We start from the raw sequence: 23,987 nt of genomic DNA, 5'->3' as shown, positions 1-23,987 counted from the left end.
ATGAAATTTGATACACGTACGGTGTTATGGAGTCTAATGAAATATATAGGCGCTGGCATCGTTATTATGTGGCTTACATTTTGGTACCTTTCCGGTTCATTCTGGGGTCTGCCAAGATTATTTATAGCCTATTATACTGCGAGTCAAGTTTTTATGACACCTATGGCTAAAACTACCCTTTATGATGGTATGCTAAAGGGGTTAATTGACTCTTTGGGAGAACCGCATAGTGTTTATTTAAATGCAGAAGAATATAAGTCCATGAAAATGCAAACATCTGCAACATATGCTGGTGTCGGTATGGTCCTTGGTACTGATGATAAAGGTCTATATGCTGTTAGTGTTATGGAAGAGCAACCAGCTTTCAAAGCTGGAATTAAACCTGGAGACCACATTATTGCTATCGATGGACAAGCCACTACTGAAATTCCGGTAGAGGAAGCATCTTCTCGTATTCGTGGCGAAGCAGGTACTACTGTAGCTCTTGATATTGAGCGTAATGGTGAAAAGTTGCATTTTGATATCACTCGTGAATCCATTGTTTTGCCTACTGTTAAAAGTAAAATGCTAATTAGCACAGTTGGGTATATTCGTATTAGTCAGTTTGCAGAGAATACCGCAGAAGATTTTGCCACTCAATATAAAGAGCTTCAATCTCAAGGTATGAAGGCCCTTGTCTTGGACTTACGAGATAATCCAGGCGGCTTATTATCTACTACTGAAAAGATATCTAACTATATTATGCCTCCAGGTACACTCGTAACGGTACAAAATCGATCAGGTAAAAAGGACACTTATAAGTCAGATGGACCTGATGTAGCTATGCCGTTGGTTGTTTTAGTTAATAAGGGCTCTGCTAGTGCATCAGAAATCATAGCAGGCGCTGTTCAAGAACGTAAATTAGGCACTATCGTAGGTACTAATACATATGGTAAAGGTACCGTTCAAACTATTTTCCCTAGTTTAGATGATGAAGGAATTAAAGTAACTATTGCTAAGTACCACACACCAAGTGATCGTGTTATTGATGGAACAGGTATTAAACCTGATGTAGAAATCGATTTACCAAAAGGTGTACATCCATCTAGTACATTAGATGATATTCAAATTAAAAAGGCATTAGAGCTATTACAGCAATAATGCATAGGAGTTAAATTATGTTTATAGATAGAGCGCGCGTCTTTGTTAAAGCTGGTGACGGTGGGGATGGTATGTCCAGCTTCCGTCGAGAGAAATACGTGCCAAATGGCGGCCCTAGTGGTGGTGATGGTGGTAAAGGAGCGGATGTTGTTTTTAAAGCTGACAAGAATATTAATACGCTTGTAGACTTTAGATATAAACGTCAGTTTAAGGCACCGGCTGGCGGTAATGGTGAAAGCTCTAATAAGCACGGTCGAGGTTCCGATCCTCTTATCATTCCAGTTCCATTGGGAACTGTAATTAAAGATGAGGAAACAGGAAAAATCTTTTGCGACCTTGTCAACGATGGCGATACCTTTGTTATTGCCAAAGGTGGTCGTGGCGGCCGTGGCAATGCTCGCTTCCAAACGAGTGCTAACCGTGCACCAACCTTTGCAGAAAAGGGTGAACCTGGTGAAGAATTCTGGTTACAATTAGAGCTTAAAGTATTAGCTGATGTAGGTTTATTAGGTTATCCATCTGTAGGTAAATCTAGTATTTTGCGAAAAGTATCTAAGGCTCAACCAGAGGTGGCTGCCTATCACTTTACTACACTAACACCAGTACTCGGGGTAGTTACAATTTCTGGTGATCGTAGCTTTGTTTTAGCCGATATTCCAGGCCTTATTGAAGGGGCTAGTGAAGGTGTGGGCTTAGGTCACAATTTCCTACGTCATGTTGAACGTACGAATATTTTAATTCATGTTCTAGATGTATCTGGTATGGAAGGTCGAGACCCTAAGGTCGACTTTGATGCGATTAATGAAGAGTTACGTAAATACTCTGAGAAATTGGCTAATAAGAAACAAATCGTAGCTCTCAATAAGATTGATATGGTCTTTGATGATACGACGATTCCAGAAACAAAAAAATATTTTGAAGATAAAGGCTATGAGGTATTTCTCATTAACGCCTTAAGTGGTGAAGGTTTGCCAGAGCTTATGGAACGAGCTTACTACTATGTAGAAAACTACGAGCCAGAGCCTGAAGCAACTGATGATACAGTTGTATACGAAGCAAAACAAGATGTAGAGTTTCTAATTACTCGCGGTGATGATGCTGCTTTCTACATTACAGGCAAACGTATTGAACGATTAGTAGCTATGACAAATCTTGATGATGATCAATCTCTTCGTAGATTCCAACGTATTTGGCGCTTTATGGAGATGGATGCAAAATTGAAGGAAAAAGGCTGTAAAGACGGTGATGAAGTTGTAATCGGCGATCAACGCTTTACTTTCCAAGAGTAGGAGTAATAATGACAGGAAAACAAAAACGGTATTTACGTTCATTGGCGGCTACAATACCACCAGTTGTCCAAATTGGTAAAAATGGTTTAGAGGATAGCGTTATTGATAGTGTTCGTGCAGCGATTACAGCACGCGAACTTATTAAGGTTAAATTACATAATAATAGTCCTGAAGATAAGACAATTTTTCAAGACTTAGCAGATATGCTTGGCGCTGAATTAGTTCAAGTGATTGGCTTTAATGGTGTTTTATATAAAGCTAAAAAAGAACCTAAAATCATTTTGCCAAAATAATTTTATAATTTAGTAGATCATATAAATTTGTATACATCGTAGTTGAGAATTTCAACCTTAGGAGGTGAGTCTATGCGCAGCGCCATCGTTAATGCAAAACGAATTGTAGTCAAAGTTGGTAGCAGTACGCTTTGTTACACTAACGGACATTTAAATTTGGAGCGTATTGAAAGATTAGTGCGCCAATTATCAGATTTGGCTAACCAAGGTAAAGAAATTATTCTTGTTTCCTCTGGTGCTACTGGTGCGGGTCTTGCCCCCTTAGGCTTTAAGGAAAAACCTAGAGATCTCGTATTAAAGCAAGCAGCTGCTGCAGTAGGTCAAGGTATTCTCATTCATATGTACGAGCGCATGTTTCGAGAATATGGTCGCACCGTAGGGCAAATTCTTTTAACGAAAGAGGATAGTACTGGACGCCATAGTTATCTTAACTTGCGAAATACATTACATACTTTATTGCAACTTAACGTTATTCCTATTATTAATGAAAATGACGTGGTTGCTATCGAAGAATTTAAAATCGGTGATAACGATACATTATCTGCCACTGTTGCAGGTATTGTAGATGCAGATTTACTTATCATTTTGTCAGATATTGAAGGTTTATATACGGCTAACCCAGCCACTAATCCAGATGCTACTTTGATAGAAACTGTTTCTGAAATCACCGATGAAACTTATGCTATTGCCGGTGGTGCTGGTTCTAATATGGGAACGGGTGGTATGTATACAAAAATTAAAGCTGCTCATATGGCAACAAATTCTGGTGTACCAATGGTTATAACCTCAGGTGAAGTAGAGGATTCTGTTCGGCTTGTATGTAAGGGGGAACAAATTGGGACACTTTTTGAAGCCCGTGATGCAAATTTATCTGGTAAACATCATTGGTTGGCTTTTGGTAAACGATTAAAAGGCTCGATTACGATTGATGACGGTTGCGCTCGGGCTGTTTTAGATAAGGGGGCTAGTATTTTGCCAGCTGGTATTATTGAAGTAGAGGGGACTTTTGAACCTGGTGATACAATTTCCATTTATTATAATCATAAAGAAATTGGTCGCGGGCTTATCAATTATAGTATTGATGATATGAAGGCGATTAAAGGTCACAATACAAATGATATAGCCGAAATTCTAGGTATTAATACGACTTATGATGAAGTTGTACATCGTAATAATTTAGTTTTATTACACTGAGGAAATCCTATGAACCAGTATGAAGAAATCTGTAAAGATATGGGCCAGAGAGCTAAAACGGCATCTTTTGAATTAGCCCAACTTGATCAAGAAACTTTAGACTCTGCATTATTAGCAATTGCTGATGCTGTAGAAGCACACACAGATGAAATTATGGCAGCTAATGAGTTAGACCTAGAAAAGTCTGTTGATTATAATATACCTAAAACTATGATAGATCGATTAACCTTGACACCTAGTCGTATTGCTCAAATGGCAGATGGGGTACGTCAAGTGGCTGCTCTTGAAAGTCCTGTAGGTTCCATTATAGAAACGTTTACTCGCCCTAATGGTTTGATTATTGAAAAGCGATCCGTACCTTTTGGTGTAATTGGTATCATCTTTGAAGCCCGTCCTAATGTAACCATAGATGCAGGTGTTCTTTGCTTAAAGACTGCAAATGTTACAATTTTACGCGGTGGCAAAGAGGCATTCCACACGAACCAAATCATCGTGTCTATCATGCGGAATACCTTAGAGTCCCTAGGTATTAATGGTGACTCTATTCAACTTGTTGAGGTGCTTGATCGAGATATGGTTGGTGTACTTTTACAACAACGGGAATATATTGATGTAATTATTCCACGTGGTGGCGCTGGACTTATTCGTCGTGTTGTAGAAGATAGTAGCATTCCTGTTATTGAAACTGGTAGCGGTGTATGTCATACTTTTGTTGATGAATATGCTGATTTAGAGATGGCTTTAGAAATTGCAGTCAATGCTAAAGTTCAACGTCCATCTGTGTGTAACTCTATGGAAACACTGTTAGTTCATCATGCTGTGGCTTCTGATTTTTTACCACGTCTTGATACAGCACTACAAGAATACGGTGTTCGCATTCACGGAGATGAAGCTGTAGCTCAATATATGGAAAACACAATTCCTCTAGAAGAGGATTCTTTCAACACAGAATACAATGATATGGACTTAAATGTGCGTATCGTTGAAAATCTTGAAGAAGCTATTGAACATGTGAATCGGTATACTACTCATCACTCTGAGGCTATTATTACAGATGAACCTATGCGAGCTAATGTGTTTATGAATTTAGTAGATTGTTCTACTGTATACCATAATGCATCTACACGTTTTACAGATGGCTTTGAGTTCGGCTTTGGAGCAGAAATCGGTATTAGTACACAAAAGCTTCATGCTCGAGGTCCTATGGGTTTACAAGCTCTAACATCTTATAAATACTTTGTATTTGGAGAAGGTCAAGTACGGACGTGAAGAGACTATATTATTTTGTAAGAGCATACTATAGATACATTCAAACACCAAAGGGACGATATGAATGGATTTCCTATATAAAAGCATTGCTCATATTCATCATTATTTGTGTCATTGTCATTAAGGGAGTGACCGCATTATGGTAGATAAACGTCGCATAGGTATAATTGGTGGAACATTTAATCCCATTCATTTAGGTCATCTAATGATTGCAGAAGTGGCTTGTGAGAGCTTTAATTTAGAAAAGGTTATCTTTGTACCTGCTCGTATTCCACCACATAAGCAACATGATGTGATTGATAGTCATCATCGCTATGCTATGACGGCGGCCGCAGTTTTGGATAATCCCAATTTTGAAATTTCTGATGTAGAGATACGCCGAGAGGGCCCTTCGTATACCGTTGATACGATTCAATATTTTAAAAAACTATATGGTCCTACTGTTGAATTTTACTTCATTGCAGGGACTGATACTATTCGTGCATTACCGACTTGGAAATTTATAGATGAACTGATAGACGAGGTTCATTTTATTGGAGCTACTAGACCAGATGGATCGAGTGCTATTGATTCTACTTTGGATGAATTAGGAGCTAAAGCACGGGAAAAAATACATGTTATGGAAGTGCCTGAAATGAAATTGTCTGCTACGTATTTACGAGAGCGCTTACGGTCTGGAAAGACAGTTCGTTATATGTTGCCTAAATGTGTAGTGGATTATATAGAAGAAAACCATATATATGGGAAGGAATAAATGATGTTATCGTTTGATGAAATACAACATAGGGTAAGTCAATGGATGGGGAAAAAACGTTTTAAGCATACCCTGGGTGTTGTTGAATCCGCAACTCAGTTGGCTAAACTTTATAATGTTGATGTAGAAAAAGCACGATTAGCGGCATTACTACATGATTGTGCTAAAGAAATGCCTTTGAAAGAGATGCAAGATTTGGTGAAGGAGAATAATTACAAAGCTGATGAAGAATTATTAGCCAATGGTAATCTTTTACATGGATTAGCAGGTATGATTCGAGCTAAACTTGAGTTTTCTATAACCGATTCAGAAATTTTAGAAGCTATTCGCGTTCATACAACTGGTAAGGTAGGGATGTCCACATTAGATAAAGTTATATTCTTAGCAGATTATATTGAACCCAATCGTCATTTCCCAGGTGTTGATGAACTTCGAAAGGTAGCTAAAGAAAATCTCGATAGAGCTGTATTGCTTGGTTTTGACAATACTATTAATCACCTTATTGAGCAACATCTTTCTATTTATCCTTTGACCATTCTTGGTCGTAATGATGTATTAAAATCTTGTAAATAATGGAGTTTTTATATGGACGAGCGTGAACGAGCAAGAGCTCGCCGACGTAGAAAAAGACGTCAACAAAAGTCATCTGTAAAGTGGCCTAGAGTCATTTTGGCTATTGTTGTAGTTTTGGCTCTGGTCGGTGGGATAGGATATGGCATATATAGTGGCGTATCATATGCATATAGAGCAATTGTAGGAACTACTGAAGTTACTGAAGCTGTGACAGATAGTGGAAATAAACAGGACGCAAATACTGTATCAGTAGAGCAAAAAGGTTTAGATAAACCTCTATATATTTTGGTTATTGGCACTGATGACAATAATCCTAGCCAAGGTGATAGCTTATTCCTATTATCTGTAAATCTTGATCAAAAAACTTTGGATGTTATTGGCATTCCAAGTAATAGTAAAATTGATAATCGTGACCAAACAGATGCGACCATGTTAAATGGTATTTACGAAAAAGGTGGTATTGAGCTTACTAAAGCTGTTATTGAGGATATGTTCCATATTTCAATACCATACTACGTGGTAGTTAATCAAGATGCTTTCAAGAAAACTAATGATGTGTTAGGAAATCAACAAATTTATGTAGAGCAACCGATGGAACATGTTGATGCAGAAGGCAATAAGGATATTGATTTACGACGTGGTTATCAAACATTAGATAGTAATAATGCCTTAGCATATTTACGATATTCTGATCCTAAACACGATACCTTTACTCGTGTGCAACGACAAGAGCGATTTTTAAAGTTGTGGGTGGAACAAGAGCATAATGCATTTTTTATAACAAATGCATGGCATATTTGGCGTATTTGGGAGCATTTTGATAGTAATATCTCCACTTTAGATGCTATTAAACTGGTATATAATGCGAGCAAAATTAATAAGGAAGAGATCCACTTCTATATTCTTCCTGGTGAAAAAGAGCTTATAGGTGAAACGACTTATTGGAAGGTAAATCCTACGGAAGCCCAACGTTTAGTGGGTATTACAATGGGTAATTTACCAGCTAATGAAATGACGCAATTTATATCTGCACCAACAAATAGTATGTCGAAAGTTGCACCTGAATCGGAACATAATGGTGGCACTATTACAAAGCCCACAGAACCAGGTGAGGAGAGCGGTAGTAAGCGATAAGATAAGAGGCAAAATAATGAAAAAGAAAGAAGATATTAAACAAATTGTATTAGAACTTGCACAAGCTGCATTTGATAAAAAGGGCAGAGATATTGAGATTCTTGATTTAGATGGAATTTCAATGTTAGGTGACTATTTCTTAATTGTTAGTGCAAATAATAGTAAGCAATCTCAAAGTATTGCTGATGAAATGGAAGATAAAGCAGCCGAATTAGGTATAACAGTACAGCATAGAGAAGGTTATCGTGAAGGTGAATGGATCTTATTGGATTTTGGCGATATAATTTGTCATGTCTTTGGTGGTGATGAATTGCGTGAATTCTACGGTTTAGAAGAATTGTGGAATGACGCTGGTCGAGTTCCATTTGAAGGAGTATAATATGGCTACAGAATTGTTGGAAAATACAATTGCCACATTGAAAGTATTGCGTACTAGTGACCAAGGTGCTTTTCTAGATGGTCAAACAGGCAATACAAATGATGATATTTTGCTTCATAAAGATCAACAAACTTCACCAGTTACTATAGGAGATGAGGTAGAAGTATTTTTATATCGCGATCCAAAGGGGCGTTTAACTGCTTCTATGCGTTTACCAGCTATGAAGGTTGGCCAAATTGGTTATGTTGAGGTCATCAATACGACAAATTTTGGTTGCTTCGTTGAGGTTGGCACAGAACGTGGTATCTTTATGCCTCATGCGGAGATGCGTGGTCGCCCTCAGGTAGGGGAAAAGGTATGGGTTCGTCTTTATACAGATAAATCTGGCCGTTTTGCGGTCTCCATGGATGTAGATGATGAAATGCGTCGTGCCTCTAAAGCTGCTACTGAAGCTACGGTTGGTCAACTTGTAAAAGGTGCTATCTATAATTTAACGAGTGATGGGGCATTTTTTATCACTCCTGAGCGTTGGATTGCCTTTTTACATCGTTCTGAAATGACGAGAAAGTTAAAAGTAGGGGAAATGATTGAAGGTCGTATTACTTTCAAACGCGATGATGGTCGTGTCAATGTATCTATGCGCCCTACAAAGGAAAAAGCTCTTGTTTCAGACGGTGATATTATTATGGAATATCTTTTAAATCGCGGTGGAAAGATGCCATATAGTGATGAGTCTTCAGCGATGTTGATTAAAGATAAGTTCAATATTAGTAAGGCTGCGTTCAAACGTGCCTTAGGGCATTTAATGAAAGAGAAAAAAATTGTTCAGGAGGATGGTTGGACATTGCTTACCGACATAGGTCGCCAATGGACACCTCTTGTTAGTGATGAGTCCCAAGATGAGGAATAAAGACGATGAAAATTGTCATTGTAGGCGCTGGTAAGGTTGGTTATTCATTAGCACAACGTCTTATTCAAGACGATCATGATGTATATGTTATCGATCGCTCACCAGAACGCATTCATAATCTTGAAAATACATTAGATGTTAGCCTAGTTTTAGGGAATGGCAGTGATGTTCAATTATTGAATGAAATCGATATGTCTGATGTTGGTATGTTTATTGCTGTTACTGATTCAGATGAGGTTAATATGCTATCCTGTTCGGTAGCTAAAATAAAAGGTGTGCCTACGACTATTGCACGCGTTCGTGATAATAGTGTGGCGGAACATATGGATGAGGAGATACGAGCTCAATTAGGTGTTGATCTTTTCATCAATCCTGAAATGGTTACAGCTCAAGAGTTACTACAAATTTTAGAAACACCATCAGCTATAGATGTTGAGGAGTTCGGTCAGGGTGCTGTGCGCCTTATGGAATTCAAATTGAATAATGAATTTCCTCTATTAGAACAGCCACTAAAAGAAATTCGCTTTCCTGAAGGTGTTCTATTAGTTGGTATTTTACGCTATGGTGAAATGATTATTCCGCATGGTGAAAGTCGCTTACAGGCTGATGATAGTGTATTTTTCCTAGGTTTGAAAGAGTCCGTTTCTGAAGTGGAGAAACTTTGGTTCCATAATTATAATACATTCTATAAACGGGCTGTAATCATTGGGGCAGGTCTCTTAGGTCGTAACTTAACTGTATTACTAGAAAAAGCTGGTTTTTCTGTGAAGGTTATTGAAAAAGACTTTGACCGTTGTGAGAAACTGGCAAATCAAGTGGATAAAGCCATGGTTATCAATGGGGATGGTACTGATTTTGATTTGCTCGAAGCTGAGGAAATTGCTGATAGCGATGTAATTATTGCTCTAACAGATGATGATAAACTTAACTTACTTGTAGCACTTGTAGGGAAGCATATGGGTATCCAAAAGACCGTTGTTCGTGTGGGTCGGCCGGAATATATTATGCTGATGGAGCAAGTAGGTATTGATGTTGTATTTTCTCCACGTTTATTAACAGCAAGTCAAATTTTGCGCTTTGTACGAAGTGGAGAAGGGGTTGTATCTATTTCCACCTTTGAAGGTGGTAAAGCCGAATCTATTGAGATTGAAATTACCAATGAATCACCTGTGGCAGGTAAACAATTAAAAGATATTCGTTTACCTGGGAAGGCCTTAGTAGGTGTAATTTTACGGGAAAATGAAGCTATCGTACCTCGTGGTAATACTCAAATTTTAGATGGTGATCATATCGTTCTCTTTACATTACCTGAATCGGTAAGCAAATTGCTTAAATATCTTACTTAGTAAGGAGGGGCTATGCGAATTCAAATCGTTATGTCCTTAGTGGGTCGACTACTCTATATATTTGGGGCTTTTACTTTAATCCCTTTTATATATAGTGTCGTATTTGAAACTGCATATTGGTCATTCCTTATAACTACAAGCCTTTCTTTAGTTTTGGGGACATTTTTGTCTTATTACGGTTGTGAAAGTCAAAGCTTTAGTATTCGTGACGGGTTCTTAGTTGTATCCGCTACTTGGATATTTACGGTTATTTTGGGGGCTTTGCCTTTTTTGGGGAGTGGCATATTGACGAATGTTTTTGATGCTCTATTTGAAGCCACTTCGGGTATTACTGCAACTGGTGCCACTATTATTTATAGTGTTGATGAGTTACCAAATACATTTGTATTATGGCGTGGTCTTATGCACTGGGTTGGAGGGATGGGGATCATCGTCCTTATCTTATCATTTTTAAAGAATTTAGGAGCAGATGCAGCACATTTCTTTAATGCAGAGGCATCTGTACCAAAGCCTAGTGTTGTAATGCCGCGTATTCAATCAATGGCCACCAAGCTTTGGCAGTTGTATATTGCTTTTACTGCTCTTTGCTTTCTTATGCTGTGGGCTGGAGGCATTGAACCTTTTGATGCGTTAAACTATGCCTTTTCTATTATTGCTACGGGAGGATTTGCACCTACATCAGCAGGGGCTTTTATTTATGAACAAAGTAATTATATTTGTTTCGTATTTATATTCTTTATGTTCCTTGCTGGTGGCAATTTCTCTGTGTATTACAATGCACTTCAAAAAGGAATTCGCGTTTTAATTAATGATTTTGAAACACGTATGTACTGGCTTGTAGTGTTTATTGGTATTGCCATTGTATCAATATCTTTAGCATTACAATCTAGCTATTCTAGTCCTTTAGAAATTGTTAGAAATGCTGCCTTTAATTTAGTTTCTCTTCAAACTGGTAGTGGTTTTGCTATTAGTGATTATGATTTGTGGCCTGCTGCAGCACAGATGATGCTATTTATTTGTACATTTTTTGGTGGTTGTAGTGGTTCTACAACGGGTGGTGTAAAAATTATACGACTTATTATTTTGATTAAGAGTTCTATAATTTATTTGCGAAAATCAATTCATCCTGATATGGTTCAAGTAGTACGTATTAATGGAAAACCGATGCCTACTAAATGGATTCAGATGACACAGCAATTTTTATTTTTATATTTAATGATTTATGTGGTATCTGTTTTTCTAATGACTTGCACGGGACTCAATACATATGATTCTATGCAAGTGGTTACGGCTTTTCTTAGCAATGTAGGACTAGGGTTTGGTGGTTTTGGTCCTACTGATTCCTTTAGTGTTATGCCGGATACTGCTAAATGTATTGCTATTGTAGACATGTTATTAGGCCGTTTGGAGTTATTTACGATTTTAGTTATGCTTCACCCTCAGTTTTGGGAAGGGTATTTTATAAAAAAAGAGGTTCCCAAACGATATCGTATTCTATAGGAGGGCGGGAACTATATGGAAGTTATAAAACGTCCTCTAGGGCTTTATAAAGCAAATTGTTATGTGCTTATCAAAGAGGGAAAATCTATAATCATTGATCCGGGTTTTCATTGTAACCACATTATTGATATGGTTGCAGATTCTGAACCCATAGCAGTTTTATTGACACATGGTCATTGTGATCATGTGTCAGCCTTGGATGAAGTATGTACACATTATAATATTCCCGCTTATTTACATCCTTTAGATCAAGAATTGTTACAGTTAATTCGACGGAGACCAAGTGTATATAAGAAAAAAATGTATACACATTGTAATGATTTAGTAGAGGGGCAATTAAATTTAGATCCTTTTAATATATTAGTTCATCATACACCTGGGCATAGTGCGGGATCGATTTGTTTAGAAATTGAAGGGCATCTATTTACTGGTGATACCTTATTTAAGCAAAATGTGGGAAATACAGATAATTATAAAAGTGATCCAGCTGATTTGTTTAAGAGTTTGAAATATCTTTTAACCTTATCCAAGGATTTGATTGTTGAGCCAGGACATAGGGAATCTACCATATTAAAAAATGAGGAAGAATTTATTAAAAATATTGTAGTATAGTGTTGACAAAAGTCCTGATAACCGATATACTAAGCAAGTACTTTGGTTACGGCCCCGTGGTGTAGCGGTTAACATGTCGCCCTGTCACGGCGAAGATCGTCAGTTCAAATCTGATCGGGGTCGCCATTTATGCCTCGGTAGCTCAGTTGGTAGAGCAACGGACTGAAAATCCGTGTGTCGACAGTTCGATTCTGTCCTGAGGCACCATTTACATGCGGGAATAGCTCAGCGGTAGAGCACCGCCTTGCCAAGGCGGGGGTCGCGAGTTCGAATCTCGTTTCCCGCTCCAATTTTATATGGCGGCATAGCCAAGCGGTAAGGCAGAGGTCTGCAAAACCTTTATTCCCCAGTTCGATTCTGGGTGCCGCCTCCACAATCGTTACCCATGCCGGGGTGGCGGAACAGGCAGACGCAACGGACTTAAAATCCGTCGGTTGGAAACAACCGTACCGGTTCGATTCCGGTCCTCGGCACCAATTAAGACTAACTTTAGGTTAGTCTTTTTTCTTATATACAATTAAAACGATTTGTGAAAATTATTACTATAAGTTACGCATAAATATATAAGAGATAGATAAAGCTATGAATAAGAAATCTAAGTTATTAATTAGTGAATGCCTATTTGGTGTACCTTGTCGATATGATGGCAAAGATAATTATATAGAAACTATAGAGGCTCTAAAGGAATATTATGAATTAGTACCAGTATGTCCGGAAGTGTTAGGGGGACTTAGTACGCCTCGTGATCTTGCGGAACGGCAAGGTAAATGTATATGTACTGCTAATGGAGCTGATGTTACAGATGAGTTTGTAAGAGGTGCTCAATTAACAGTTGGTATTGCACTAAAATATGGTTGCAAGCAAGCTTTGATGAAGGCGAAAAGTCCTAGCTGTGGATATAAGCGCATTTATGATGGAACTTTTACTAGAACATTGAAAAATGGTCATGGATGTACTGTAGAGGCTCTACTAGAAAAGAATGTAAGAATTTATACGGAAAATGATATAGAGTTATTACTTGCAGAAAAAAAGAGATGAGTTAAACTCATCTCTTTTTGGTTATATTAAGTAGTTTTACTATTAAAATAACTTAATACAATAGAAAAATAATGACTACAATATTAATTAAAGACTACTTGCCTGCATTAACAGGATCATTTGCTAATGGCTGTTCACCAAGTAATGTAGTTAAGTTATGTAGATTAAATCGATATTGAGCATTACTAAAATCTCTTGTTGTATCATATCGTTGACTTGGAGCATGCATGAGACCTACTAATGTATCGTATAGCAAATCATTAGTAAAGAATTGATGCTCGTGTTTAGCAAGCACCTCAGCAGTTTGAGGATAAGTTGAGCGATATTGTGGAGATAGGTATACCCAGAATGGAATATGTGTCATAACAAAATCAAATGTATCAGGGTTATGGGATTTGTCTAAACTTTCACCGTGATCGGAGAAATACACCATAGCTTGTAAGTTTAATTTGTCTTTGCCATAATTGTAAATTTGTTGTAATAACCAGTCTGTGTATAATTGGCTGTTAGCATATGCTTCTTGACCATCAGGATACGGACCTTGTTTCCACTTGCTAAATTCATGCGGGTAACGATCATTGTAATAAATATGACTACCCATAATATGTATAACGATAAAGTTGTTCTTGGTAGGATCTACAGTTTCTAATAATGGCAATAGAGCTTCATCATATCGATCTGAGAATGCATAAGATTCATGGGCCCATTTTGTTGTGTCTGCAGTTTTAGCCATTAATGAAATAGCTGTATCATATTCACCGAATACACCTTGATTGCTAAACCAAGAAGTCGTGTATCCCGCTTTTTTAGCAATATCTAAGATATTGGCTGAATCAAGAAATGGTTTATCATCGTATTGGTTTCGTTCAGATAGTGCACGCTCCAAGGTTGGTATTGTTTGTACGTAGGATGAATAGGCATTATCAAAGAAGATAAAGTCTTTATTGTCCGAACGCATATTGCCTTGCCATGGAGTGTCGTCATATGGGAAGTTTGGATTATATACTTTCATATAATCTCGAGAACTAGATTCGCCAATGACTAGAATAATAGTACCAGGTGTTTTGTTCACCGCCGTTTCCTTTGTGTCTAAATTAAAGGAATCAAATACTAAGTGGTGATTATCATTATATTGTTGCATTTGTTTTACATAATCGCCTGTAGCAATCCAGTTCGCTACAATACAGGTTTGAGGGAACAAGAAGAATGGTACATATACTAAAAAAGCTACAAGGGATGCGATGAGCATAGCTGACCGCATAGGACGTGTAGTATTTAAGTTTACTACTGCTTTCATTCCTAAGTTAGACCAGTACAATAAATAAGTCCATAAGATAAGACCAATACTCACTGCTATAAGACCAGGTATACCAGCTGCATTCTTTAAAAAACCAAATGCTTCTTCTGGATTGGTCATATATACGGCGAGCAGACTGGCTGGCGTTAAGCAATGCCAGGTAGTCATGTAATAGCTGATTTGTAAGAATGGTATTAAGCTTAAAATCATGGAAATAATAGCCATGATCAAGGACGTTGTCTTATGGAAACAGTTTGTTTGGTTCAGTAAAAACTGAATGCCTGATAATCCCATGAAGATCAATAAGCCAAATAAAAAATCATTAGCAAATTCATAGAAATATAGCGGCTTTACATAAGACCAGTGGAATAAAAGCGGAAAGGTAAGTGCCCATAAGATTCCAACTAGGCCATACCCTAAAAAAGGCCTGTGGAAAACGGTACACCCCATAAAATATTGAAATAAAAAGGTACCTACAATTGTTGGTACTGCTAAAATCGTAATATCTTCTACATCAAGTCCTAAGGTTATGGGCTCATAAATCAAAAATAAAACGATATATAAAACAATACCTATAATACCAAAGCGAAAAATGGGATTTTGCCCAATTTGCTTCACACTCGATGACATAATAAATCCTCTCTAAAAGGAATACACAATAACATATCTTTTATAATATATAATAATTACAATAATAAAGATAGCAGATGAGTATAAAAAAAACAATTATTTGAAAGTACTACTATATATGCTTTATAATTATATAGTTAAAGTACATTTTTTCTGAGGATTGGGGTTTATGGGAGATTATAATTACAAGTTGGACGTTTTTGAAGGTCCCCTTGATTTGCTCTTGCATCTCATTGAAAAACATAAAATAGAAATCACCGATATTCCTATCGTTGAAATAACAAGTCAATACTTGGAATATCTAGACAATTGGAACCATTTTGATATTCATTATAGTAGTGAGTTTCTTGTTATGGCATCTACCTTATTACAGATTAAATCACGCATGCTGTTACCTAAGGCTGAACCTGAGCCTGATGAAGCAGAGGATCCACGTGATGAGTTGGTAGCAAAATTAGTAGAATTTAAGAAAATTAAGGATATTACATCTCTATTAATGGAGCGTACCGCTGTATCTGCAAACATATTTAGTCGTCCTGAAGAAACGAGTGTACTTGGATTAGATAGTGTATATAATTTGGAACTTTCACAGTTATATCAAATCTTTTATCAAACTATAAAACGAGCTAAAGAGGTACCAGAAGAAGAGATGATTCGTGAGGTAAAGGTTGAAAAGGATACGTATAGTTTAGAGGACATGATTATATCCTTGTCTAGTCGTATACATCGTGGCGAATGTCTATATTTTAGGGAGTTATTAGTAGCAATTGAAACGAAAAGTGGTATGGTAACCATCTTTATGGCTGTTCTAGAATTATTAAAACAACAAGTTATGGAAATGCGTTATGAAGATGATGACATTATATTCACTGCTACCTAGGAGAGAGCTGTGTAGAAAGGGGGCTATATGAGCTTACCAACGATGCATTTAGAAGCCGTTTTGTTTTCAGCGGCAAAGCCTATATCGATAGATATGTTATCAGAAGTGTTTGGGCTTTCCATAGAGGAAATACAAAAATATATAGAAGAATTACAACGAGAACTAGAAGAACAGAATCGAGGTATTCGAATACGTATATCTGGAGCCGGTATTGAATTAGTAAGCGCTGTTGAATGTGCTGATTATGTTGGTCATATTCGGAAGAGAGAAGATAAATTATCTAATGCAGCAATGGAAACATTAGCTGTTATCGCCTATAAGCAGCCTATTACAAAGGCTGAAATCGAAGAGGTTCGCGGTGTAAATAGCGATAAAATTATAAAACAATTATTGTCTAGATCTCTTATAGCTGAATTAGGTCATAAGGATACTGTAGGTAGACCGATTCTATATGGCACGACTGATGAATTTTTGAGAAGTGCTGGTGTAGAATCGATAGAAGCCTTACATCAAGAAGTTTCGGAAACAGAAGGATAACATGGAACGATTACAAAAATATATTGCCAGTTGTGGTATTGCATCACGGCGTAAGGCAGAAGAACTAATTACAGAAGGTAAAGTACAGGTCAATGGTAGCAAGGTAACCGAATTAGGGGTCAAAATTAATCCACAAAAAGATAACGTTAAGGTTAATGGGCAATTATTGACTCAAGAGAAGCCAGTATATTATTTGTTAAATAAGCCAAAGGGTGTCATTACATCTGTGTCTGACCCTCAAGGTCGAGAAACGGTTTTAGATTATATAAAAAATGAAACAAAACGAATTTATCCTATTGGTCGTCTCGATTTATATACAGAAGGTTTATTACTGCTTACGAATGATGGAGAGTTGGCACAAAATCTAACGCACCCATCTAAAGGCGTGGAAAAGACTTATGAAGTTCGTATCAAAGGACGTGTTCGCGATGAAGATTTACAAATTATTGCAAATGGTGTAGAGCTCGAAGATGGTATGACTGCGCCTGCAACAATTGTAGATTTAGGCTTTGATGATCATAATGGTGTGCACGAAGTGGAGATTACAATCCATGAAGGTCGCAATCGTCAAGTTCGCCGTATGTTTGAACACTTTGGCTACCGTATTCATAATTTAAAACGCATTGCTTATGCTGGTCTTACTTTAGGTGGTGTAAAACGTGGTGCTTCTCGTCAACTAACAATTCGTGAAGTAAAAGCGCTAAAAGCATTGGGGACAGATAAGGTATGAAACAAATCATAGTCATTGGCGGTGGCGCGGCAGGTCTAATGGCAGCTGTTATAGCAGGCCGTGAAGAAGCACGAGTCATCTTATTAGAAAAAATGAATATGGTTGGTAAGAAAATGGGCATTACCGGTAAAGGTCGATGTAATATTACGAATAGTGCAGATATGGCCGAATTTATAAAAAATACTCATGGTAATGGTAAGTTCTTGTACGGTGCCTATGAACGCTTTAGTAATGAAGATCTTCTGGACTTATTGCATAGTTGGGGGTTAAAAACTAAAGTAGAACGTGGGGGACGAGTATTTCCTGAATCCGATTCTGCATTAGAAGTACGCAATATCTTTATGAAAATCCTTAAAAAGTATAATATCCAAGTTAATTTAAATGAACCTGTTACATCGATTACGGTACAGGATAATCGTGTAGTTGGTGTTACAACGGATAAGGAACAATATGCCTGTGATGCTGCTATTATTTGTACTGGTGGTGCATCTTACCCATTGACAGGTTCTACTGGTGATGGTTACGTTTTAGCCGAAAAAGTGGGACATACTATTACTGATATTCGTCCATCCTTGATACCTATTGTTACAAACGAAACGTGGGTAAAGGAAGTTATGGGGCTTAGTCTTCGTAATGTTGAGGTATCGGTTGTTTCTAAAAATAAGGTACAAGCTAAACAATTTGGGGAAATGATGTTTACTCATTTTGGTCTTACGGGCCCTACAATCTTATCGTTAAGTCACACGATAGGTAAGTTGCTTCGTAAGAAAAATCCTCAAATTGCTATTGAAATTAATCTTAAGCCTGCTTTAACTGCAGAAGTACTGGATAAGCGCTTGCAAAAAGATTTTGATTTATATTCTAAAAAACAATTGGCTAATGGGATGAAGGATTTACTACCTGTAAATCTTATTCCAATTGTTATAAAGCTTGCTGAGTTAAATCCGACTAAACCGATTAATCAAATTACAAAGGAGGAGCGTTTGCGCTTATGTCATGTGTTGCAACATATGACATTAACTGTTAAGGAATTACGACCTGTAGCGGAAGCTATTGTTACAGCCGGTGGTATTTCCTTAAAAGAATTTAATCCTAAAACTATGGAGTCTAAATTGATTGGTGGTTTATATGGTGCGGGCGAAGTACTAGACATTGATGCTTTTACAGGAGGCTATAATTTACAAGCTGCCTTTTCCACAGGCTATGTGGCGGCCATGCATGCCGTACACGGTGATGAAGAATAGAGGTTATTATGAGCACTAAAAAAATTGCCATTGCTATTGATGGTCCTGCAGGGGCTGGTAAAAGTAGTATTTCTAAAGTAGTGGCCAATGAATTAGGGTATTTATATATTGATACAGGTGCCATGTATCGCGGTGTTACATGGGCAGTTCTTAATAGTCAAATCGATGTTAAAGATCAAGCTGCTATAGAAGCTTTATTACCATCTTTAAATTTGACCTTAGAGCCCACTGCAACAGCATGTAAAATCTATGTTAAAGATAAAGATGTAACATCATTAATTCGCCAACAACAAATTAATGATAATGTATCGACTATAGCGTCATATAAAGGGGTTCGACAATATTTGGTAGAACGTCAACAGGCGATGGCTGCTGTTGGGGGCGTTATATTAGATGGTCGAGACATAGGCTCCGTTGTATTACCAGATGCAGAGTTAAAAATCTATTTAACTGCTTCTGTTGATGCGCGAGCAAAACGTAGATGGCTTGAAGTACAAGGTACACCAAACGAGCAAACATTAGAAGAAATTAAAAAGAACGTAGAAAGTCGTGATGAAATGGATAAAAATCGTGAAGAATCTCCACTTGTATGCGTTGAAGATGCAGTCGTTGTAGACTCTAGTAATATGAATTTCGATGAAACTGTGGCATATATATTGAATTTAGTGCAGGAGACAATCAATCATGAATAAATTTTCAACCTGGTTATGGCGTACCGCTTTTTGGCTTCGCTATAAGGTAGGGTATGGGCTGAAAGTATATGGTCGTGATAATTTTCCAATGGAAGGACCTGTTATCGTGGTGCCTAATCATTTAAGTAATAATGATCCCCCTATCTGTGGCTATGCTTTGCCTAGACATGTACACTTTATGGCTAAACAAGAATTATTTGTGAATCCTATTTCGCGTTTTTTTTGTACATGGCTTGGTGCATTTCCGTTAAATCGTGGTGCTATTGATAAAGTTGCTATTCGTCATGCCATGGGACTACTTAAAGATAATAAGGTTTTAGGCATATTTGCAGAAGGTAACCGTCAAAAAAGTGGTAAGCTTGGTAAATTTCATGATGGTGCAGCATCAATTGCTCTTAGAACAGAGGTTAGCATAGTGCCTGTTGCTATCATTGGCTCTCACAATATGGAACGTAATAAAGTAGCTTGTATTATTGGTAAACCAATTCCAGTTGAAAAAGCTAAAGCGACTCCAGAAGCAATTCAAAAAGTAAATGATAGTGTTAAAAGTGAAATCCAACGAATGATAGATTCTTATCATAACAATTGTATAGAGGAGATTTTATGGAAATAATTTTGGCTGAAAACCATGGTTTTTGCTATGGTGTAAAACGGGCTGTTGAAATGGCAAATGAAGCTGCAAATAACGATGGTAAAAGCTATACATTAGGGCCGATTATTCATAATCCTCAAGTTGTAGGTCGTCTTGAAGACAAAGGAGTAAGTCCAGTTCAAGAAGTGTCTGATATCGCTGAAGGTACAATGATTATTCGCTCTCATGGTGTAGGCCCTGCTATTTATCAAGAGGCAGAAGAAAAGGGATTACATATTGTGGATGCTACATGTCCACATGTAAAAAAGGCACAGCAAGATGCAAAGTCTGTTATAGATGAAGGTATGACTTTAGTGATTTTAGGAGAAAAAAACCATCCTGAGGTAAAAAGCATTAATTTATGGGCAAATAACGAAGGAATAATCATCGAAGATGAAGATTCCGCCCAAAAACTACAAGTTGTGGAAAAAATGGGCGTTGTTGTACAAACAACCTTTTCACAATTCAAATTTAACAGTATAATAGACATATTAGAGAAAAAATCTAAGAATCTTAAGGTTTTCAAAACGATATGCAATGCAACGCAAGAACGACAGAATTCTGCCGTTGATTTAGCACGTAATGTAGATCTTATGATAGTGATAGGTGGTAAGAACAGCGGCAATACGAACCGATTGGCAGAGGTTTGTCGTGACGTTGGATGTACAACGTATCACATTGAAACTTCTACTGAATTACAACTGGAATGGTTTAACCGAGTACAGACGGTAGGAGTAACAGCAGGAGCATCGACTCCCGACTGGATTATTAAGGAGGTCATTGAGACAATGAAAGATTTTGCAGAATTATTAGCAGCCGAAGGTCAAGAAGAATTTAAGAAAGGGAATGTTGTAGAAGGTACAGTAGTTCAAGTCGAAGATGAACGAGCTTACGTATCTTTTGGCTACAAAACTGAAGCCATTTTGAACAGAACTGAAATTTCTTATCCAGCACCAGAATCTGCCAAAGATGTGTTAAAAAATGGTGATGAAATTAAAGCAGTTATCATGAATCACATCAAAGAAGATAATCCTATTTATCTTTCCATGACTCGCTTGGCTAAAGATGAAGATTGGCAATATGTTATCGAAGCACAAGAAAAAGATGAAGCTATCGTATGTAAAGGTATTGATGCTATTCCAGCAGGTTTAGTAGTAACAGTTAAATCCCTTCGTGGTTTCATTCCATTGTCCCAAGGTGATGTTCATTTCGTGAAATCCTTGGACAACTTGGTTGGTACAGAATTTGAAGCTAAAGTACTTGAAATTGATGAAAAGAAAAACCGTTTGGTTCTTTCCCGTCGTGCAGTATTGGAAGTGGAACGTCAAGCTAAATTAGCTGAAGCATTGAAAAACATTAACGTTGGCGAGAACTATAAAGGTATTGTTCGTAAAATCATGCCTTATGGTGCATTCGTAGATATCGGCGGTATTGAAGGTTTACTTCACATTTCCGATATTTCTTGGCAAAAAATTAAAAAAGTGGAAGATGTTCTTTCCGTTGGTCAAGAAATCGAAGTTAAATTACAATCCTTCGACGCTGAAAGCAATAAATTATCCTTGTCCTTAAAAGCTTTATCTAAGAGCCCATGGGACGTTGCTGAAGAAACATTGCATGTTGGCGATGTTATTAATGGCAAAGTTGTTCGTTTAGTAGCTTACGGTGCATTCGTAGCTGTTAATGACGACATCCAAGGTTTACTTCACATTTCCCAAATTACAAAACAACGTAATGCGAAAGTTGAAGATTACTTGAACCGTGGTCAAGAAGTTGAAGTCAAAATCATTTCTCTTAACAAAGATGAAAAGAAATTGGGTTTGGCTTTGACTGAGTTGATGGAATCAAAAGAAACTGCAGAAGACGCTGAATAATTCATTGTCTAATAAAAGGCTAGCCAAGGTTTCCTTGGTTAGCCTTTTTGCGTACTTTACTTAGAATATGATAAAATATAGTAATGTATTAGATTAGATAATGAGGTGAAACTATGGCAAAACCATTAGTGGCTGTTGTAGGCCGTCCAAATGTAGGTAAATCTACACTTTTTAATGCCATTGTTAATAAACGTATCTCTATCGTTGAAGATATTCCGGGGGTAACAAGGGACCGTATTTACTTCGATGCAGAGTGGTTAAATCGTGAGTTTACAATGATCGATACAGGTGGTATCGAGTTCATTACTGAAAATAGTCATGTTATTCCTAAGATGATGCGATTACAAGCTGAATTAGCTATTGAAGAAGCGGATGTAATTTTATTTGTCGTCGATGGTAAACAAGGTATTGTACCTGCTGATGAAGAAGTTGCAAATATTCTTAGAGCTAGTGGAAAACCTGTTGTACTCGTAGTTAATAAGATTGATAGTGTAAATCAAGAGCCGAATATTTATGAATTCTACAATCTTGGTTTGGGGGACCCCATTGGCATTTCCGCTAAAAATCTTATGAATTTAGGTGATTTGCTGGATGATACTGTTAAACATTTTCCACCAGTTGGCACTAATGTAGATGATGAAGATACTATTCATGTTGCCGTTATTGGTCGTCCAAATGTAGGTAAATCTTCTTTGACTAATGCATTATTAGGACAAGATCGTGTAATAGTATCTGATGTAGCAGGTACTACTCGAGACTCCATTGATACGTATTGGACTCATGAGGGCCAAAAATTTGTACTTATTGATACGGCGGGAATGCGTCGTAAGTCTAAAATCGAAGAAGCCGTTGAACGATATAGCATTGTTCGTTCTTTGCGCTCCGTAGACCGTTCTGATATTGTAGTTCTTGTACTAGATGCTCAAGATGGAGTTACAGAACAAGATAAAAAAATTGCAGGTTATGCTTACGAAGCTGGTAAAGGCGTAGTCATTGTTGTTAATAAATGGGATCTTGTTGAAAAAGATGACAAAACAACATTGCGATTTACTGAAGATATTTATGATGAATTAGGTTTCTTACAGTTTGCACCAATCTTATTTGCTTCAGCTTTAACTAAGCAACGTATTCATCGTTTAGCTGATATGTTGAAGTTTGTATCTGAACAACAATACCGCCGTGTATCTACGGGGACATTAAACCAATTATTACAAGATGCACAAACTGTAAATCCCGTGCCATCTCGCAATGGTAGAATTCCAAAAATCTATTATATGACGCAGGCTAGTGTTAAGCCGCCTACATTCATTTTATTTGTAAATGAACCAAAGCTAATTCACTTCTCTTATATGCGTTTCTTAGAGAATCGATTGCGTGAGTCCTTTGGTTTTGAAGGAACTCCGATTCGTTTAGTATTACGTGGCAAGAAACGGGATGATGAAGACTAATGGATATTATGATTATTGTATATGCTGTATTATCATATCTTATCGGATCAATTCCTAGTGGATTAATTATAGGTAAGCTTTTCTTTAATACAGACGTGCGACAATATGGCTCTAAAAATATTGGCGCTACTAATACATATCGAGTTATCGGACTTAAAGCAGCCTTACCTGTATTTTTATGTGATGCTTTAAAAGGGGCAGCAGGAGTAGTGCTACTCTCACCTTATGGGCCTATGTTTATGATCTTAGGTGGTATTCTTGGGATGATGGGACATAACTGGTCTGTTTTCCTGGGGTTTAAGGGTGGTCGTGGTGTTGCCACGGGGTTAGGTGTTCTTGTTGCACTTTCTCCAATAGTAGCATTGATTTGCTTTTTGGTATGGGGTGTTATCGTATACTTTACTAAACTTGTATCTTTAGGCTCTATCATTGCCGCTGCATTAGTACCATTACTGATGTATTTCACTGGAGAATCCTTCTGGTTTGTTGGCTTTGGCGGGTTAGCAGCTTTGTTTGTCATTGTACGTCACTGGGATAATATTAAGCGTCTACTTGCTGGAAACGAGTTAAAAGTAGAGCGTATTAAAAAGGATTAA

24 protein-coding genes and 5 tRNA genes are annotated in these 23,987 nt (G+C 37.4%); 28 read left to right on the top strand and 1 reads right to left on the bottom strand.

Annotation, left to right across the window (positions count from 1 at the left end):
• The 19 genes from Q7O55_RS00445 to Q7O55_RS00355 all read left to right on the top strand — a co-directional run bounded on the left by Q7O55_RS00445 (position 1) and on the right by Q7O55_RS00355 (position 13,431).
• Positions 1 to 1,140 (top strand): S41 family peptidase, encoded by a 1,140-nt coding sequence (locus Q7O55_RS00445; protein WP_303927583.1) that lies wholly within the window; start codon positions 1 to 3, stop codon positions 1,138 to 1,140.
• A gap of 17 nt (positions 1,141 to 1,157) precedes the next feature.
• The gene (gene obgE, locus Q7O55_RS00440) at positions 1,158 to 2,429 is read left to right on the top strand and encodes a GTPase ObgE (protein ID WP_303927581.1); all 1,272 of its coding nucleotides are present in this window, start codon (positions 1,158 to 1,160) and stop codon (positions 2,427 to 2,429) included.
• An 8-nt stretch (positions 2,430 to 2,437) separates the two neighbouring features.
• Positions 2,438 to 2,722: a ribosome assembly RNA-binding protein YhbY gene (yhbY, locus tag Q7O55_RS00435; protein WP_303927580.1), complete on the top strand. Its 285-nt coding sequence runs from the start codon at positions 2,438 to 2,440 to the stop codon at positions 2,720 to 2,722.
• A gap of 72 nt (positions 2,723 to 2,794) precedes the next feature.
• Positions 2,795 to 3,916, top strand: coding sequence for a glutamate 5-kinase (gene proB / locus Q7O55_RS00430; RefSeq protein WP_303927579.1), 1,122 nt, complete (start codon positions 2,795 to 2,797; stop codon positions 3,914 to 3,916).
• A 9-nt stretch (positions 3,917 to 3,925) separates the two neighbouring features.
• Complete coding sequence (locus Q7O55_RS00425) at positions 3,926 to 5,185, top strand: glutamate-5-semialdehyde dehydrogenase (RefSeq protein WP_303927577.1); 1,260 nt, start codon at positions 3,926 to 3,928, stop codon at positions 5,183 to 5,185.
• 139 nt (positions 5,186 to 5,324) lie between these two features.
• On the top strand, positions 5,325 to 5,939 hold the full coding sequence (gene nadD, locus Q7O55_RS00420; protein ID WP_303927575.1) for a nicotinate-nucleotide adenylyltransferase: 615 nt from the start codon (positions 5,325 to 5,327) through the stop codon (positions 5,937 to 5,939).
• Positions 5,940 to 5,942: 3 nt separating this feature from the next.
• Positions 5,943 to 6,512, top strand: coding sequence for a bis(5'-nucleosyl)-tetraphosphatase (symmetrical) YqeK (yqeK, locus tag Q7O55_RS00415; RefSeq protein WP_118091476.1), 570 nt, complete (start codon positions 5,943 to 5,945; stop codon positions 6,510 to 6,512).
• A 12-nt stretch (positions 6,513 to 6,524) separates the two neighbouring features.
• The gene (locus Q7O55_RS00410) at positions 6,525 to 7,646 is read left to right on the top strand and encodes an LCP family protein (protein WP_295815001.1); all 1,122 of its coding nucleotides are present in this window, start codon (positions 6,525 to 6,527) and stop codon (positions 7,644 to 7,646) included.
• 16 nt (positions 7,647 to 7,662) lie between these two features.
• A complete protein-coding gene (gene rsfS, locus Q7O55_RS00405) occupies positions 7,663 to 8,025 on the top strand; it encodes a ribosome silencing factor (protein ID WP_303927572.1) in 363 nt (120 codons plus the stop codon).
• A gap of 1 nt (position 8,026) precedes the next feature.
• The gene (locus tag Q7O55_RS00400) at positions 8,027 to 8,935 is read left to right on the top strand and encodes a S1 RNA-binding domain-containing protein (protein ID WP_004697457.1); all 909 of its coding nucleotides are present in this window, start codon (positions 8,027 to 8,029) and stop codon (positions 8,933 to 8,935) included.
• A 5-nt stretch (positions 8,936 to 8,940) separates the two neighbouring features.
• Entirely contained in the window at positions 8,941 to 10,281 is a 1,341-nt protein-coding gene (trkA, locus tag Q7O55_RS00395) for a Trk system potassium transporter TrkA (protein ID WP_118091457.1), read from the top strand.
• A gap of 12 nt (positions 10,282 to 10,293) precedes the next feature.
• Entirely contained in the window at positions 10,294 to 11,781 is a 1,488-nt protein-coding gene (locus Q7O55_RS00390; RefSeq protein ID WP_303927568.1) for a TrkH family potassium uptake protein, read from the top strand.
• Positions 11,782 to 11,796: 15 nt separating this feature from the next.
• Complete coding sequence (locus Q7O55_RS00385) at positions 11,797 to 12,393, top strand: MBL fold metallo-hydrolase (protein ID WP_303927566.1); 597 nt, start codon at positions 11,797 to 11,799, stop codon at positions 12,391 to 12,393.
• Between the two features lie 50 nt (positions 12,394 to 12,443).
• Positions 12,444 to 12,519 (top strand) — tRNA-Asp (locus tag Q7O55_RS00380).
• Positions 12,520 to 12,524: 5 nt separating this feature from the next.
• Positions 12,525 to 12,600, top strand: a tRNA-Phe gene (locus Q7O55_RS00375).
• 7 nt (positions 12,601 to 12,607) lie between these two features.
• A tRNA-Gly gene (locus Q7O55_RS00370) sits at positions 12,608 to 12,682 on the top strand.
• Positions 12,683 to 12,691: 9 nt separating this feature from the next.
• A tRNA-Cys gene (locus tag Q7O55_RS00365) sits at positions 12,692 to 12,766 on the top strand.
• Between the two features lie 14 nt (positions 12,767 to 12,780).
• Positions 12,781 to 12,869: transfer RNA gene (locus tag Q7O55_RS00360), tRNA-Leu, on the top strand.
• A gap of 106 nt (positions 12,870 to 12,975) precedes the next feature.
• On the top strand, positions 12,976 to 13,431 hold the full coding sequence (locus Q7O55_RS00355; protein ID WP_303927565.1) for a DUF523 domain-containing protein: 456 nt from the start codon (positions 12,976 to 12,978) through the stop codon (positions 13,429 to 13,431).
• 94 nt (positions 13,432 to 13,525) lie between these two features.
• Here the strand turns inward: Q7O55_RS00355 and Q7O55_RS00350 are convergent, their stop codons facing one another.
• Positions 13,526 to 15,358 carry a phosphoethanolamine transferase gene (locus Q7O55_RS00350; protein WP_303927564.1) on the bottom strand — a complete coding sequence of 611 codons (1,833 nt, stop codon included), beginning with the start codon at positions 15,356 to 15,358 and terminating at the stop codon, positions 13,526 to 13,528.
• A 169-nt stretch (positions 15,359 to 15,527) separates the two neighbouring features.
• Here Q7O55_RS00350 and Q7O55_RS00345 point away from each other — a divergent pair, with 169 nt between their 5' ends.
• From Q7O55_RS00345 to plsY, 9 genes are all read left to right on the top strand, one after another.
• A complete protein-coding gene (locus Q7O55_RS00345; RefSeq protein WP_118091452.1) occupies positions 15,528 to 16,238 on the top strand; it encodes a ScpA family protein in 711 nt (236 codons plus the stop codon).
• A 27-nt stretch (positions 16,239 to 16,265) separates the two neighbouring features.
• Complete coding sequence (scpB, locus tag Q7O55_RS00340) at positions 16,266 to 16,775, top strand: SMC-Scp complex subunit ScpB (protein ID WP_118091451.1); 510 nt, start codon at positions 16,266 to 16,268, stop codon at positions 16,773 to 16,775.
• 1 nt (position 16,776) lies between these two features.
• Positions 16,777 to 17,505, top strand: coding sequence for a pseudouridine synthase (locus tag Q7O55_RS00335; protein WP_303927561.1), 729 nt, complete (start codon positions 16,777 to 16,779; stop codon positions 17,503 to 17,505).
• Positions 17,502 to 18,749, top strand: coding sequence for an NAD(P)/FAD-dependent oxidoreductase (locus tag Q7O55_RS00330; RefSeq protein WP_303927560.1), 1,248 nt, complete (start codon positions 17,502 to 17,504; stop codon positions 18,747 to 18,749). Before Q7O55_RS00335 ends, Q7O55_RS00330 begins: the two co-directional genes overlap by 4 nt.
• A gap of 8 nt (positions 18,750 to 18,757) precedes the next feature.
• On the top strand, positions 18,758 to 19,441 hold the full coding sequence (cmk, locus tag Q7O55_RS00325; protein WP_295814062.1) for a (d)CMP kinase: 684 nt from the start codon (positions 18,758 to 18,760) through the stop codon (positions 19,439 to 19,441).
• Positions 19,434 to 20,054, top strand: a complete 621-nt coding sequence (locus Q7O55_RS00320; protein WP_303927556.1) for a 1-acyl-sn-glycerol-3-phosphate acyltransferase — start codon at positions 19,434 to 19,436, stop codon at positions 20,052 to 20,054. The genes cmk and Q7O55_RS00320 overlap by 8 nt, the downstream gene beginning before the upstream one ends.
• Positions 20,045 to 21,943: a bifunctional 4-hydroxy-3-methylbut-2-enyl diphosphate reductase/30S ribosomal protein S1 gene (locus tag Q7O55_RS00315; RefSeq protein WP_303927554.1), complete on the top strand. Its 1,899-nt coding sequence runs from the start codon at positions 20,045 to 20,047 to the stop codon at positions 21,941 to 21,943. Before Q7O55_RS00320 ends, Q7O55_RS00315 begins: the two co-directional genes overlap by 10 nt.
• A 113-nt stretch (positions 21,944 to 22,056) precedes the next feature.
• Positions 22,057 to 23,391 (top strand): ribosome biogenesis GTPase Der, encoded by a 1,335-nt coding sequence (gene der / locus Q7O55_RS00310; RefSeq protein ID WP_303927553.1) that lies wholly within the window; start codon positions 22,057 to 22,059, stop codon positions 23,389 to 23,391.
• Positions 23,391 to 23,987, top strand: a complete 597-nt coding sequence (plsY, locus tag Q7O55_RS00305) for a glycerol-3-phosphate 1-O-acyltransferase PlsY (RefSeq protein WP_118091445.1) — start codon at positions 23,391 to 23,393, stop codon at positions 23,985 to 23,987. Before der ends, plsY begins: the two co-directional genes overlap by 1 nt.

Source organism: Veillonella parvula, assembly GCF_945949885.1.
Taxonomy (GTDB): domain Bacteria; phylum Bacillota; class Negativicutes; order Veillonellales; family Veillonellaceae; genus Veillonella; species Veillonella parvula_B.
This window is presented reverse-complemented; position numbering and strand designations above follow the sequence as displayed.

Bases quoted from the DNA above. Each gene is read 5' to 3' on its own strand.
- Q7O55_RS00445 (WP_303927583.1), top strand. From the start codon at position 1: ATGAAATTTGATACACGTACGGTGTTATGGAGTCTAATGAAATATATA.
- obgE (WP_303927581.1), top strand. From the start codon at position 1,158: ATGTTTATAGATAGAGCGCGCGTCTTTGTTAAAGCTGGTGACGGTGGG.
- yhbY (WP_303927580.1), top strand. From the start codon at position 2,438: ATGACAGGAAAACAAAAACGGTATTTACGTTCATTGGCGGCTACAATA.
- proB (WP_303927579.1), top strand. From the start codon at position 2,795: ATGCGCAGCGCCATCGTTAATGCAAAACGAATTGTAGTCAAAGTTGGT.
- Q7O55_RS00425 (WP_303927577.1), top strand. From the start codon at position 3,926: ATGAACCAGTATGAAGAAATCTGTAAAGATATGGGCCAGAGAGCTAAA.
- nadD (WP_303927575.1), top strand. From the start codon at position 5,325: ATGGTAGATAAACGTCGCATAGGTATAATTGGTGGAACATTTAATCCC.
- yqeK (WP_118091476.1), top strand. From the start codon at position 5,943: ATGTTATCGTTTGATGAAATACAACATAGGGTAAGTCAATGGATGGGG.
- Q7O55_RS00410 (WP_295815001.1), top strand. From the start codon at position 6,525: ATGGACGAGCGTGAACGAGCAAGAGCTCGCCGACGTAGAAAAAGACGT.
- rsfS (WP_303927572.1), top strand. From the start codon at position 7,663: ATGAAAAAGAAAGAAGATATTAAACAAATTGTATTAGAACTTGCACAA.
- Q7O55_RS00400 (WP_004697457.1), top strand. From the start codon at position 8,027: ATGGCTACAGAATTGTTGGAAAATACAATTGCCACATTGAAAGTATTG.
- trkA (WP_118091457.1), top strand. From the start codon at position 8,941: ATGAAAATTGTCATTGTAGGCGCTGGTAAGGTTGGTTATTCATTAGCA.
- Q7O55_RS00390 (WP_303927568.1), top strand. From the start codon at position 10,294: ATGCGAATTCAAATCGTTATGTCCTTAGTGGGTCGACTACTCTATATA.
- Q7O55_RS00385 (WP_303927566.1), top strand. From the start codon at position 11,797: ATGGAAGTTATAAAACGTCCTCTAGGGCTTTATAAAGCAAATTGTTAT.
- Q7O55_RS00355 (WP_303927565.1), top strand. From the start codon at position 12,976: ATGAATAAGAAATCTAAGTTATTAATTAGTGAATGCCTATTTGGTGTA.
- Q7O55_RS00350 (WP_303927564.1), bottom strand. From the start codon at position 15,358: ATGTCATCGAGTGTGAAGCAAATTGGGCAAAATCCCATTTTTCGCTTT.
- Q7O55_RS00345 (WP_118091452.1), top strand. From the start codon at position 15,528: ATGGGAGATTATAATTACAAGTTGGACGTTTTTGAAGGTCCCCTTGAT.
- scpB (WP_118091451.1), top strand. From the start codon at position 16,266: ATGAGCTTACCAACGATGCATTTAGAAGCCGTTTTGTTTTCAGCGGCA.
- Q7O55_RS00335 (WP_303927561.1), top strand. From the start codon at position 16,777: ATGGAACGATTACAAAAATATATTGCCAGTTGTGGTATTGCATCACGG.
- Q7O55_RS00330 (WP_303927560.1), top strand. From the start codon at position 17,502: ATGAAACAAATCATAGTCATTGGCGGTGGCGCGGCAGGTCTAATGGCA.
- cmk (WP_295814062.1), top strand. From the start codon at position 18,758: ATGAGCACTAAAAAAATTGCCATTGCTATTGATGGTCCTGCAGGGGCT.
- Q7O55_RS00320 (WP_303927556.1), top strand. From the start codon at position 19,434: ATGAATAAATTTTCAACCTGGTTATGGCGTACCGCTTTTTGGCTTCGC.
- Q7O55_RS00315 (WP_303927554.1), top strand. From the start codon at position 20,045: ATGGAAATAATTTTGGCTGAAAACCATGGTTTTTGCTATGGTGTAAAA.
- der (WP_303927553.1), top strand. From the start codon at position 22,057: ATGGCAAAACCATTAGTGGCTGTTGTAGGCCGTCCAAATGTAGGTAAA.
- plsY (WP_118091445.1), top strand. From the start codon at position 23,391: ATGGATATTATGATTATTGTATATGCTGTATTATCATATCTTATCGGA.